15 protein-coding genes are annotated in these 13,213 nt (G+C 33.2%); 8 read left to right on the forward strand and 7 right to left on the reverse strand.

Annotated features, from left to right (window positions below):
• Window positions 1-50 precede the first annotated feature (50 nt).
• The 4 genes from ATO12_RS16195 to ATO12_RS16210 are packed head-to-tail and all read left to right on the forward strand — an operon-like array spanning window position 51 to window position 2,165.
• Window positions 51-383, forward strand: coding sequence for a winged helix-turn-helix transcriptional regulator (locus ATO12_RS16195; protein WP_034243747.1), 333 nt, complete (start codon window positions 51-53; stop codon window positions 381-383).
• Window positions 380-1,297: an NAD(+) diphosphatase gene (nudC, locus tag ATO12_RS16200; protein WP_051575891.1), complete on the forward strand. Its 918-nt coding sequence runs from the start codon at window positions 380-382 to the stop codon at window positions 1,295-1,297. Before ATO12_RS16195 ends, nudC begins: the two co-directional genes overlap by 4 nt.
• Window positions 1,294-1,866, forward strand: a complete 573-nt coding sequence (locus ATO12_RS16205; RefSeq protein ID WP_051575892.1) for a DinB family protein — start codon at window positions 1,294-1,296, stop codon at window positions 1,864-1,866. The genes nudC and ATO12_RS16205 overlap by 4 nt, the downstream gene beginning before the upstream one ends.
• Window positions 1,867-1,877: 11 nt before the next feature.
• Window positions 1,878-2,165, forward strand: coding sequence for a YciI family protein (locus ATO12_RS16210; RefSeq protein ID WP_034243748.1), 288 nt, complete (start codon window positions 1,878-1,880; stop codon window positions 2,163-2,165).
• Window positions 2,166-2,197: 32 nt separating this feature from the next.
• On the opposite strand, the gene pdxR is transcribed toward ATO12_RS16210, so the two are convergent.
• Window positions 2,198-3,613, reverse strand: a complete 1,416-nt coding sequence (gene pdxR / locus ATO12_RS16215) for a MocR-like pyridoxine biosynthesis transcription factor PdxR (RefSeq protein ID WP_034243750.1) — start codon at window positions 3,611-3,613, stop codon at window positions 2,198-2,200.
• 99 nt (window positions 3,614-3,712) lie between these two features.
• Here pdxR and ATO12_RS16220 point away from each other — a divergent pair, with 99 nt between their 5' ends.
• The 3 genes from ATO12_RS16220 to ATO12_RS16230 all read left to right on the forward strand — a co-directional run bounded on the left by ATO12_RS16220 (window position 3,713) and on the right by ATO12_RS16230 (window position 5,866).
• On the forward strand, window positions 3,713-4,174 hold the full coding sequence (locus ATO12_RS16220; RefSeq protein ID WP_034243753.1) for a cupin domain-containing protein: 462 nt from the start codon (window positions 3,713-3,715) through the stop codon (window positions 4,172-4,174).
• A gap of 21 nt (window positions 4,175-4,195) precedes the next feature.
• On the forward strand, window positions 4,196-5,101 hold the full coding sequence (locus tag ATO12_RS16225; RefSeq protein WP_034243755.1) for a dihydrodipicolinate synthase family protein: 906 nt from the start codon (window positions 4,196-4,198) through the stop codon (window positions 5,099-5,101).
• Window positions 5,102-5,236: 135 nt separating this feature from the next.
• Window positions 5,237-5,866: a LysE family translocator gene (locus ATO12_RS16230; RefSeq protein WP_034244460.1), complete on the forward strand. Its 630-nt coding sequence runs from the start codon at window positions 5,237-5,239 to the stop codon at window positions 5,864-5,866.
• Window positions 5,867-5,895: 29 nt separating this feature from the next.
• On the opposite strand, the gene ATO12_RS16235 is transcribed toward ATO12_RS16230, so the two are convergent.
• On the reverse strand, window positions 5,896-6,660 hold the full coding sequence (locus ATO12_RS16235) for an ABC transporter ATP-binding protein (RefSeq protein WP_034243757.1): 765 nt from the start codon (window positions 6,658-6,660) through the stop codon (window positions 5,896-5,898).
• Window positions 6,660-7,397 (reverse strand): MlaE family ABC transporter permease, encoded by a 738-nt coding sequence (locus ATO12_RS16240; protein WP_025667367.1) that lies wholly within the window; start codon window positions 7,395-7,397, stop codon window positions 6,660-6,662. The genes ATO12_RS16235 and ATO12_RS16240 overlap by 1 nt, the downstream gene beginning before the upstream one ends.
• 113 nt (window positions 7,398-7,510) lie before the next feature.
• Here ATO12_RS16240 and pafA point away from each other — a divergent pair, with 113 nt between their 5' ends.
• Window positions 7,511-9,151 (forward strand): alkaline phosphatase PafA, encoded by a 1,641-nt coding sequence (pafA, locus tag ATO12_RS16245; protein WP_034243760.1) that lies wholly within the window; start codon window positions 7,511-7,513, stop codon window positions 9,149-9,151.
• A gap of 3 nt (window positions 9,152-9,154) precedes the next feature.
• On the opposite strand, the gene ATO12_RS16250 is transcribed toward pafA, so the two are convergent.
• The 4 genes from ATO12_RS16250 to ATO12_RS16265 form a co-directional block, all read right to left on the reverse strand.
• Entirely contained in the window at window positions 9,155-10,207 is a 1,053-nt protein-coding gene (locus tag ATO12_RS16250) for a flavin monoamine oxidase family protein (RefSeq protein WP_034243762.1), read from the reverse strand.
• Between the two features lie 55 nt (window positions 10,208-10,262).
• On the reverse strand, window positions 10,263-11,009 hold the full coding sequence (locus ATO12_RS16255; RefSeq protein WP_034243764.1) for an SDR family NAD(P)-dependent oxidoreductase: 747 nt from the start codon (window positions 11,007-11,009) through the stop codon (window positions 10,263-10,265).
• A 64-nt stretch (window positions 11,010-11,073) separates the two neighbouring features.
• Complete coding sequence (locus ATO12_RS16260; protein ID WP_034243766.1) at window positions 11,074-11,637, reverse strand: TetR/AcrR family transcriptional regulator; 564 nt, start codon at window positions 11,635-11,637, stop codon at window positions 11,074-11,076.
• 167 nt (window positions 11,638-11,804) lie between these two features.
• On the reverse strand, window positions 11,805-13,211 hold the full coding sequence (locus ATO12_RS16265; RefSeq protein ID WP_051575895.1) for a TlpA family protein disulfide reductase: 1,407 nt from the start codon (window positions 13,209-13,211) through the stop codon (window positions 11,805-11,807).
• Between the last annotated feature and the right edge of the window lie 2 nt (window positions 13,212-13,213).

A 13,213-nucleotide genomic window follows, 5' to 3' on the forward strand; every position in this document is an offset into this window, starting at 1 on the left:
ATCGCTACACTTTGTGTAGCTTTGCTATCAAATATGTAGCAATTTGTAATATGGCAACACCAAAACCAGGAAAACCAGTTAGAGGATCAAAAACCGGACAACCTATCATGGCTCTTTTTGATTTGTTAGGAAGAAGTTGGGCTATGGGAATAATATGGCATCTGTATAGAGGTCCAAGTACATTTAGGAAGTTACAAGAGTATTGTGAATCAATTTCTCCCACTACGTTAAATAAGAGATTAAAGGAGTTGACGGAATCTCATCTTATAGAACGTTCTATTGATGGATATGTGCTAACTGAGCAAGGAAAAGAGTTGTTCGAATTATTATCTCCACTAGGTAAATGGGCAAAAACCTGGGCAAATAATTATACCTCGAAATGAAAAAACAATACTATAGTAATCCATTTTTTGATAGAGCTGCCGAAAAGAGAAGAACTCCTTCAGCAGTTTCTGCAAATGATGTTTTGATTATCTCGTTTCAGCATAAATTTTACTTCTTTCAAGAAAGGGAAAGAAAAGAATTAGCCATGTTTCCATTAGAACTCTTTGATCAGATCTCACTCAACAGCTCTTTTTTAGGAGTGCAGAAAGACAAAAAAATATGGACAGCCGAGTTAACAGAAGCAAATGTAAAAAGTGTTTCAAAAATTTTAAAAGCAGGTCAGTTTTATGATATTAGAGATTTAGTAGGTCAATTAGAAAATGAACAAGCAGCGCTTTTGGCGTATGCCTTGGGGATTAATAAGTGGCATGAGGTAACCAGGTTTTGTGGTGCTTGTGGAGCAGATACTAAAAGTTGGGAAAATGGGCATAGTAAAAAATGTAAAAACCCAAAATGCTCTACTATTTTCTACCCACAAATCTCTCCAGCTATCATCGTACTTATTGAATATAAACCAAAAGAAGGACAACCCTTATGTCTATTGAATAAAAGAAAAATTGATAATGGATATATGTGTTCCACATTTGCAGGGTTTGTAGAAATTGGCGAAAGCCTTGAAGATGCTGTGGTAAGAGAAATGAAAGAAGAAGTGAATGTAGATGTAACTAATTTACGTTACGTTGATTCCCAACCATGGTCATTTTCATCTTCCTTAATGATGGGATTTGTTGCCGAGGTAGACCACACAGAATTTGTGGTAGATGGCGAAGAAATTAAAGAAGCAGCCTGGTTTTCGGCAGAACAAATACATAAGAGCGTATTAAAAGAAGAGCTAACACTTTCAAGGCCAGATTCTATAGCCAGATTTTTAATAGAAACCTGGGCGAATGATAATCTAAACAAAATGTTATGAGGAAAATTGATAAACCTGTTTCTGGTGAGTTTCCTGCTTACTCTAGTATATATATGGACTTGTTGCAGGATGATGGCGAAGTTTTAAATCATTTGTGGGATAATTTTATTACCATCAAAAACTTTATATACAATTTGCCAGAAGAAAAACTGTATCACAGGTATGCTAAGAATAAGTGGACTATTAAAGAGATCCTGGTACATATTATTGATGATGAACGTATTTTTTCGTATCGAGCATTACGATATGCAAGAAATGATAAAACACCTTTGCCTGGATTTGAAGAAAAGGATTATGCAGTTTATTCTAAAGCCAATGAGCGAAGCTTAGAAAGTATATTTGATGAATATGAGATGGTAAGAAAATCAACCATAGCGCTTTTTAAATATTTACCAGATGATTGTTTTATGAGAAGTGGCACGTCTGTTGGGAATATTAATAATAGAACTGTTAGAGGGTTAGCATACCACATAGCAGGGCATGAACTAAGACATTTCAATATCATAAAAGAACGGTATTTAGATATAAATCAAGATAGTTTAGATACCAAAGTAATAACCAAGAACTAAAAAAGTATACAATGTTTATTATCAATTTTAATTTTGTTAAACCAATAGAAGAAGTTAATCGTTTTACTGAAGATCACCGTAATTATATTTCAGAACAATACAACACAGGGAAATTTATAATAGGAGGGCCTAAATCACCTAGAACAGGAGGAATTGTAATTGCTAATTGCGACTCAAAAGAAGAAGTTTATGAAATATTAGATAAAGATCCGTTAATACAAAAAGAAGTAGCAGAATATAGTATAATAGAGTTTACTCCTGTAATGAGTACAACAGATTTAAATCATTATCATCAATAAGAACAGAATGATTGGGGTTGTGTGATATATTACTATAATAATTTAGAAAGTGCAATAATCCCTTTTTTTAAAAGCTCTTCAGATAATGATGCATATCCTAAACGGAAACCATGTATGGGTTTGTTAAAACTAAATTTATTAGGTGTAATGATATCTATACCTTGCATGTTTAGCTTTTTGACAACCTGAAAAACATCTACTTCTTTTTTAGGCATTAGCCAAAAAGCAAGCCCTCCATCTGGTTTACTAAAAGATACTTTTTCTTTTAAATATGTATGAAGCAGGGTTTCGAAATAATCTCTTTTGGCTTTGTATATCGCAGAAGTCTTTTTTAAATGACGTTTTACTTCTCCGTCTTTTATTAATTGTAAAATAGCTTGCTCCATGATATTATCACCCTGTACATCAATAATTTTACGAAGATTTCCTGCCTTTTTTATAAAACTTTGACTTCCTACCAAATAACCAATCCGTAGGGCAGGAGCAATGATCTTACTTAATGTTCCTATATAAATAAAATGCTGGACGTTATCAAAACTAGAAATCGGTAAAACTGGTCTGTATCCAAAGTGAAATTCATTATCATAATCATCCTCAATAATGGTAAATCCGTATTGATTAGATAATGAGATTAACTCCAAACGTCTTTGTAAGCTCATTGTTACAGTTGTAGGAAATTGATGATGAGGAGTGGTGTATATTGCTTTTATCTTTTTATACTTTTTTAAATAATACTTTACATCATCGATACTTAATCCTTGATTATCTACCGAAACAGGAAGAAGATTGGCGCCGATACTTTCAAAAGCTTGCCATGCTGGTTTATAACCTGGATTTTCTATTAATACAAAATCATTTTTTTCTAATAAACACTGACTGGTTAAATACATTGCCATTTGGCTGCCTCTGGTGATGCAAATTTCATGAATTGAAATATTCATGCCTCGCTTAAAATTTAGCATTTGTACCATTGCATTTCTAAACTCAGAATCTCCCAGTTCATTACTGTATCCCATCATTTGCCAACGAGCTTTGCGGTTAAAAATCTGCCTGTATGCTCTTGCTAATGCTACAGTTGGAGCAAGTCTACTATCGGGAAATCCATCATCAAAAACGATTAATGGTTTTGATAAATGCTCATCATCAATAGTATTTTTCCTGTATATGCTTTTATGTTGATCCTGTTTAGGAAAGACATTGGCTACAAATGTTCCTTTTCTTTCTTTAGAAACAAGCCATCCTTCTGCAATTAAGACATTTAAACCTTCGACAACTGTATTCCTATTTACTTCTATTAATTCTGCTAGTTGTCTGCTTCCTGGCAAGGCCTGGTTTTTATGTAATTGCTCATTTTTAATCGCATCAATAATAGCATCTGCAATTTGTAGATATATAGCTTTCTTACTGGTAAGATCGATTTTAATTTGAAGTTTCCAAGGTCTAAGCATCTGGACTATCTATTTATGTATTTTCTGTACCATAAAGATAGTCCAAATATCAAATACTTTTATGTCGTAATAATACAATGAACAAAAAATTAGAAAACAATGGAAACTAAAGAAAAAAAATTCAGTTCAAAAGATTTTCATGAAACTTTTGCAAGACCAAAATTTGTAATGCCTGATACATTAATACATAAAAATGTAGAAAATGCAGGGGTACATGATCAGTTCTCTACAGAAAGAAAACATCCTGTTTTTTTTATCGATCTACCTAGTAAAAATGTAAGTATGACGATTGGTGGTTTGTTGCCAGATCAAATGACAAACAAACACAGGCATACGTATGAAACATTACTATATGTAATCGAAGGAGAGGGGTATACCGAAATAGAAGATAAGAGGGTAGATTGGAAAGCAGGAGATGCTGTTTACATTCCCAGTTGGACCTGGCATCGCCATAAAAATTTGAGTAGTACAAAAAGTGCAAAATACATTGCTAGTGAAAATGCGCCTCAGCTTCAAAACCTAGGTGTAGCACTTCGCGAAGAAGAAGGAAGAGATTTATAAATCATCAAAAAAATATACACAATGAAAAATGTACCATTTAAAGGCGTGATTGCTTATCCTATTACACCATTCGATACTAATGAAAAAGTAGATATTGATTTATTTAAAAAACTTTTAGAACGATTAATAAGAAATGGATCTCATGGTATTGCTCCTTTAGGAAGTACAGGTGTACTTCCATACCTTACAGATCAGGAAAAAGAAGCGATAACCGAAGCAACAATTCAACAAGTTAATCAACGACTTCCTGTTTTGGTTGGAGTTTCGAATCTAACAACAGAAAGGACGGTGCATCATGCTAAGTTTGCAGAAAAAGCTGGTGCTACAGCGGTTATGATTATCCCAATGAGTTACTGGAAATTAACAGATGATGAAATCGTTAGGCATTATGACACGGTAGCAAAGCAGATTTCTATTCCGATTATGGCTTATAATAACCCTGCTACAAGTGGAGTAGACATGTCACCTGCATTACTAAAACGTTTGTTGGAGATTCCTAATGTCACCATGATTAAAGAAAGTACAGGTGATGTGCAGCGTATGCACTATTTAAGAAAAGAATTAGGCGAGGATGTGGCTTTTTACAATGGCTCGAACCCTTTGGCATTAGCAGCTCTTTCTGCTGGTGCAATGGGATGGTGTACAGCGGCACCAAACCTTATCCCCGAACTTAATATTGCATTGTATGATGCTATTCAGGAAAATGACTTACGATATGCGCAGGACATATTTTATAAGCAGATTAATCTTCTGAAATTTATAGTAAACAAAGGGTTACCAAGAGCAGTTAAGGCAGGTTTAGCTATTTTAGGAGAAGAAGGAGGAAACTTGAGAAGCCCATTAAAGCCATTAACCGATATAGAAAAGAGTGAACTAAAAACCATTTTAGAAAAATCGAAACATGGTATCGAAAATGTAATAGGATGAAGTAAAAGAAAAATTGAATACCTTTAAGCAAATAGGTAAGTAGAATAGTTAGGTTTTACTTACCTATTTTATTACTAATCCTAGATTTACAATTGTAATTGTGCTATTTTTAAGGTAATTTATAAAATGATCGATATGAATCTTACACTTTGGATTTCGTTTATAGGAACGGTTTTTATTATTGCAGTGACTCCTGGGCCAAGCGTATTGCTCGCTTCTGCGAATAGTATGAATTATGGAGCAAAAAAAACAGTTGGAACGATATTAGGAGATTTATCGGCAAATGCTATACAGATATTTTTATCCTCGCTGGGATTGGCATCTATTGTTATTTCTTCGGGAGAAATTTTTGGCCTGATAAAATGGATTGGTGTTGGATATTTGGTATATATGGGAGTGACAAAAATTATTTCAAAACCAAACGTCGAACAATTCAAAAAAAAGAATAGAGAAAAGAGCTTTTTAAAATTATATAGTGAAGGTTTTTTTATGTCTGCATCAAATCCAAAAGCAATTGTATTTTTCGCTGCATTATTTCCTTTGTTTATTGATGAAAGTCTTGCTTTTGCACCACAAGTATTAGTATTAGGAATAACCTATTTGGTAATTGATGGCATCAGTCTTTTTATGTATGTTAGATTTGCATCCCGATTAAAAAAATATCTTGAAAATAAGGAAAAGATTCACTTGCAAAATAAAATCATAGGAACACTATTAATTTTTAGCGGAGCGATGTTATCGATGGTAAGGCGAACTAATACTTAATAAGGATAATTTTTATTGATTTTATGTTACTATAGCCCTTTTAACTGGGCATCTCGAACTTTTTTAAATAAATTAGAAGAGTATACAAAATCGGTTACTGCTTTATTGTCGGTTTTAAATATTTGAGTCTTATCACCTTCCCATTCTAGATTACCATTTTTTAGGAAAACAATTTTTTCTCCAATTTCCATTACCGAATTCATATCATGCGTATTAATTACGGTAGTGATATTGTTTTCTTCGGTGATTTCTTTAATAAGATTATCTATAACAATAGCTGTTCTGGGGTCTAGTCCAGAGTTAGGTTCATCACAAAATAGATATTTAGGACGCGTTACAATAGCACGTGCAATAGCAACACGCTTTTGCATTCCACCACTAATTTCTGAAGGTAATTTTTTCTCTGCATTTTCAAGATGTACACGATCTAAAACTTCATGAACTCTTTCTAACATTTCTTCCCGTTTTTGTTTGGTAAACATCATAAGTGGAAACATTACATTTTCTTCTACGGTCATAGAGTCGAATAATGCACTACCTTGAAAAACCATTCCCATCTGCTCTCGTAAATTTCTTTGTTCTTCTTCATTAAGTTCAGAATATACACTACCATCATAGCATATAGAACCTTGTTCTGGTGTAAAAAGCCCAAGCAGACATTTTAAGAAAACGGTTTTACCACTTCCACTGGTGCCTATGATAAGATTAGTCTTACCTCTATCAAAGGTCGTAGTGATCCCTTTTAAAATCTTTTCTCCATTAAAACCTTTATGCAGATTAGTAACTTCTATCATTAGCTTAATAATAATTGGGTGAGAATATAATTAGATATAATAATAGATACTGTAGTCCATACAAAAGCAGAAGTACTTGCTTTACCAACTTCTAGTGCTCCGCCTTTCATATAATACCCATGAAATGATGGGATAGTAGCTAGTAAGAAAGAATATAAAAAAGTTTTTATAAAAGCATATACCAGGTGGTAAGGAATAAACTCTTCTCGTAGTCCGGTTAAAAATTCTGAGCTAGAAATAAATCCACCATATACTCCAGCAATGTACGCTCCACATATTCCGGTAAACATAGCGATGGCAATAACAAATGGATAGGTAAGCATCGCAATAATCTTAGGAAAAACTAAATAATTAAGTGAATTGATCCCCATTACCTCTAATGCATCGATTTGTTCGGTTACTCGCATTGTACCAATACTTGAAGTAATAAAAGAACCTACTTTACCAGCCATAATAACAGAAATAAAGGTAGGAGCAAATTCAAGTATTACAGATTGCCTTGAAGCAAAAGCAATGAGCTTTTTTGGAATTAGAGGATTCGTAAGATTGAGTGCAGTTTGGATAGCAACAACAGCACCGATAAAAAAGGCTAGAAATACCGTTATTCCTAAAGAACCAATAATTAAATCATCTATCTCTTTAAATATTAGATTCCGTATTACAGAACCTTTAGTCATTCGACTAAAAACGCCTTTTAACATTAAAAAATAGCGACCAATATCGTCTAAGTAAAACATGCATTATAATTAGAAAGGCTAAAATAGAAAAAAAATTATCCATAGCATTTAACCTTCTATTAAAGTTTTACATTTGTAGTAATAGTATTTTAGCTATTTAAATTTAAAATATAATGACAAAAAGAGTATTTCTAATCTTATTACTTGTGTTGTGTTACATGCCATGTAAAGCGCAAGAAGCTGTTCAAATCAATAGTTCTCCAAAGCTGGTAGTTGGTATTGTTGTAGATCAAATGCGATACGACTATTTAACCCGTTTTTATAATCGATTTGGAGATAGAGGGTTTAAGCGTATGATCAATGAAGGTTTTAATTGTAAAAACAATCATTTTAATTATGTGCCTACTTATACGGGACCTGGTCATGCGTCTGTATATACAGGAACTACACCAAAAAATCATGGAATTATCTCTAATCATTGGTATGATAAATTTGGTAAGGCAATGGTATACTGTGCTAGTGATTCATTGGTTAAAGCAGTAGGATCGGATAGTGAAATGGAACGAATGTCTCCTCGTCGTATGAAAACATCTACTGTAAGCGATCAAAATAGATTACATACGCAATTAAAAGGAAAAACAATTGGTATTGCTATAAAGGATCGAGGTGCTATTCTACCAGCTGGTCATTCTGCTAATGGTGCATATTGGTTTAGAGGTAAGGATGAAGGGAAATGGATAACCAGTACTTATTATCGCGACGAATTACCAGATTGGGTTAAAAAATTTAATGCCTCTAACCAGGCAGAGTCTTATCTAAAAGTATGGAATACCCTATATGATATTAATACATATGCAGAAAGTGGCCCAGATCAAAATCAGTTTGAAGGCGGATATAAAGGTAAAGAAACAGCTACGTTTCCTTATGATTTAGCTAAGCTAAAAGATCAGAATTCTGGATATGATATCATTAAAGCTTCGGCTTATGGGAATAGCTTAACCACCGATTTTGCAATTGCTGCAATCGAAGGAGAGCAACTGGGAGCAGATAAGACTACAGATTTTCTTACCGTAAGTTTTTCTAGTACTGATTATGTTGGGCATAATTTTGGGGTGAATTCTAAAGAAATTGAAGATACATATTTGCGATTAGATAAAGATTTAGAACGTTTTTTTGACGCTCTGGATACTAAAGTAGGTAAGGGGCAATATACTGTTTTCCTTACGGCAGATCATGGAGCTGTACATGTACCATCATACTTAAAATCGGTTAAGATTCCTGCAGGTTATTTTGATAGAGATGCATTTACCACCAAAGTTAAAGCATTTGTAAAAGCACAGTTTAAAGTAGATGGATTGATCGAAAACATATCAAACAATCAAGTGTTTTTTGATTATAACATGTTACAAAAACATACCATATCTGCAGAAAAACTTGAGAAAGCACTTGCTCATTATATACTTCAAGAAAATCAAATTGATAAAGTATTTACCAGAAACCAATTAGGAGCAGGTGAATATGTTACAGGTATTGCAGCGTTGATTCAAAAAGGGTTTAATCAAAAGAGAAGTGGTGATTTGGTTTATGTAATGGATCCTGCTACGATATCGTATTCTAAAACAGGTTCGACTCATGGAAGTGGTTTAGCCTACGATACTCACGCTCCTTTATTGTTTTTTGGACAAGGAATACGAAAAGGAAGTACAACTCAAGAAACATATATCCCAGATATTGCACCTACTATTTCTGCTTTATTAGGAATTACTTTCCCTAACGGAGCTACAGGAAAAGTATTATCCTTTGTATTAGAATAATACTTATTCTTTTAATTTTTGATATATGGATTGTGCACTTTTAACTGCACCTTCCATATATCCTCCAAATTGAGTTGCAGTTTCGGTACCAGCAATGAATAAGGTATTGTCAAAAAAACCTTTTTGATAGATAGGATGGCCATTATTTTGATGAGGAAAAATAAAATGTTTAGAATCTTTAAAAGTATTAGGATCTTTTCTCCAAATCTCTTCCTTATATTGAGAATATTCTAAAGCAGCATCACCAAAGAATTTTTGAAGCTGGTGCATCACTTTAGATTTTCTGTTTTTTTTAGTTTCCAGATACATTTCATTTTGTAAAAACCCTTTTAGAGCATATTTAGTATTTTTGTGATTGGAGTGATCATATAGTTCTGTTATCGGCCCGACATTACTAAATACAGTTCCCGAATATTTGTTTTCTTTCCAAAATGGTCTTTTATAAGCAATTCCGAATTTTATAGAATCTCCCATCCAGATATGAGTATTGTTAGCTATTTTAATAGTGTTTTTGGGTAAAGAAGGATTAAATTGTATAGTATTTACAAGAAGCTTAGGTGGTAATGTGGATACTACTTTATGTGCATAATAGTTGTGATTTATAGTATCAATTTGAAATTGATTTTTAATATAACTAATACTTGTTGCTTTTTCATTTAAAATAAGTTCTTCCTTGGTAAGAGATGAAGCCAAAGTATTAATTAAAGCAATAGTTCCTCCTTGTATTCGATAACTTGGTTGTTGGTTTGGTGGTAAATGTATATGCTGAGGTGGGGCGGTAGATTGCGATTCAAACAATGCAATCCCTTTTATAAATTGTTCAAAAACAGGAAGTTTTAATTCTTCTAATACTTTTAGTAACTCCTGATGCTGGATTCCTATCCAGGTAGCACCCATTTCTATTGGTGTTTCATCATCAGTAAGAACCGTATGTATTCTTCCACCAATTCTACTTCTAGCTTCGATAATTTTGAAAGAAATATTTTGCTCTTTTAATTTATAAGCAAGTAACAATCCTGTTAATCCGGCGCCAATTATAAGTACTTCTGATTTCATTATAGTTACATGTAAAAAGTAAAGCCTCTTTTTGAGGCTTTACTTAGGTGTTTTTTTAATTACGTCCGGCAATTACGCCTCCATCGGTATCCCATATCGCACCGGTTACCCAGGAAGCTTTGTCTGATAATAGAAAAGTGATACTGTTGGCAACATCTTGTGCAGTTCCATTTCTTCCTATAGGATGAAAATTATTAAACCCAACTAATGCTTTTTTAGCTTCTTCGGCACTACCAAAAACACTATCATAAACCGGAGTTTCGACTACGGCAGGAGATACTGCATTTACTCTAATCCCGTGATCTGCCAGTTCCATTGCCAGGTGTTGAGTAAGTGTATGTAGTCCTGCCTTTTGCATAGAATAAGCAGAAGACGGAGTTGCTTTTACGGCTTGTTTTGCCCACATCGAACCTACATTTACAATAGCTCCACTATTATTTTCTTTCATTTTCTTGGCGGCAGATTGCGTTATAAAAAAGAAACCTCTATTAAGATCCTGGTAAGCATCGTAATCTTCTACTGTATGATCTAAAAATGCCTTTGGCCCAAAGATTCCGGATGCGTTTACAAGATAATCTAGGCGATCTAATCCAGAAATGGTATCATTCAATTCGTTTACACTGGCAGTATCTGTAATATCTACCTGGTGTTTAATTATATTATCTGCATCTGGTATTTTAGATACATTTCTCCCGACTACATGTACAGTAGCGCCTCCTTCAATTAAAGTATTTACGGTAGCCTTACCAATTCCACTGGTTCCGCCAACGACCAAAGCTGTTTTGTTTTTGAATGTTGTCATTTTTAATGTTTTTAAGATGAATAAAATTGAACAGACAAGTCTGTCTTTAATTAATAAAATTTTTTTAGTTCAGTATGCTTTTACAAAGAGATAAACCAGTAGCTATTGGCCATTGATTTTGGTGTAATTTACTTTCAGAAATAGAGCTTTCATAAATTAAATAAACTTTTTTGGCCAGTATTTCATTTTCTGAAGTTGTATTTTGACTACAATTCTTCTCTACCAATTCTTTTATAAATTCGATAAATTCTTCTTTTTGTTTTTGTATCTCTTTTCTTATTTTTTCGTTTTCTCTCGGGATTTCGGCAATAGTATTTACACACCAGCATCCATTAAAATCTTTTTCGGCAAAGAATTCTATAAGAAAATGAAACAAAGCATACAGTTGATCTTTTCCTTTTTTGGCATTACCTACAAAAGTTCTTATGTTTTTTGTAAACAGATCATTTCTAAATCTAAGATAAGCAAGGCAGATATCTTCTTTTGAAGCAAAATGGTTGTATAGCGTTGCTTTTGCAATACCTGCTTCTTTTATGATTTCGTTTATACCAGTGCGATTATATCCTTTTTGGTAAAAAAGATCAGAGGCAGTTTCTATGATATGTTGTCTTACTAATGAGTGTTTCACGGTACAAAACTACAAAATAATTTCAAAAAACAGACAAGTCTGTCTGTTTTTTGAATCAGAATTGCTATAAAAAAGAGGGAAATAAGAGGTCTATTTAAAGTAAATCCGCAAATTCTAATAGTAATAGAACTTACGGATTTATAATTTTTTAAAGAGGAAGGATTACTTTAGATACTTAATTCGTTAAAAACTTCTACAAGTTTAGGATCCGATGGTCTTGGTGCGCTTGCACTTACAATTTTACCTTCGGGATCGATTAAGATAAATCTAGGGATTCCTCTTATTCCATAATCAACAACAAATTGTGATCCCCAATCGTTATCTGCAAATAATTGAATTCCACCTAATTCTTTTTCTTTAACCATAGTTCTCCAGGCATCATGTTGTGGTTTTTTATCAATAGAAATACTCACAAATTCGATATTCTTACTGTGATATTGTTTTTCGATTTTCTTTAGATGCGGAATTTCGGCCTTACAAGGTCCACACCAGGTTGCCCAAACATCGATGTATACATATTTTCCTTTAAGATCACTAAGTGAAGTTGTTCCTCCTTTGTAATTTTCGTAATCATTAAATACGGGCGACACATTACCTTTAACCAATACTTTTATTTTTTCGAATTTATTAGTTAACTCACTTTTAAATTCTTCATCGTCTGAGGCCGCCATAAGCATATCATACAATTCTGCAGCATTATCATTTCTAGGTGATACTTGATATGCCATATTTTTCATAAAAGCATTTCTGATATTTTTACTTTTTATCTGAGCCAAATTCTCCATCATTGCTTTATCCATAGAGATGCTATCTTTCGTAGCTTTTTCTTCAGAAATTCTATAAAAAACATCAGAACTTAATCTTCTATAAGCACTAGATTTCTCATAATCTTCGGCATTATCAATATTAAAATCTTTTAATTCATCCAAAAAACCTTCTGGCGCTTTATAGTCTTCTTTCTTCGCATAATGGCTATGTGTCGACGGATAATTATTTAGCATTGATAAATATTCATAGCGATTATCCTTAGTTTGAGTAGCTACAAATTCGGGATCTAAATTTTTATATTTTTTAATTGCGTCGTTTTTAGCTTGTTCATTTTGGGATATTAATTTTTTAAACTCATCGACTTCATTCATAAAAAGTTTTTTATAACCTTCTGGACCGCCAGCAAAAAGACGTTCTGCTATTAAAGCTCTTTCTGCCAGGTAATTGTTGGCGTCTGCTGCGGTACCTGTGTATTTTATACTTTCATCAAACTGCTTAGTATCTATTGTTAATTCTAATTGATCCCCATGATCTAAATACAAAGATGATCTTTCACGACCAATCGTAAAAGTATAGGAGCCTTTGGATTCAATTTTTAATGTATCCGAGAATGTACCATCTTCATTAATTGATATGACTTTTTTGAAGCTATCACTATTTCTAAATACGTTGATCTTATTCTCTAGCGTGTTACTTACTTTTCCAGAGAAAAGCACATAATCTACTTTTTCTGCTTTGTTTTCTTTATTACAAGCAGCTAAGCCTAGTATACAACTTAATGCCCAAAGAAGTGGTTTGATTTTCATGA

Origin of the sequence: Aquimarina atlantica (genome assembly GCF_000626715.1) — a bacterium.
GTDB lineage: Bacteria > Bacteroidota > Bacteroidia > Flavobacteriales > Flavobacteriaceae > Aquimarina > Aquimarina atlantica.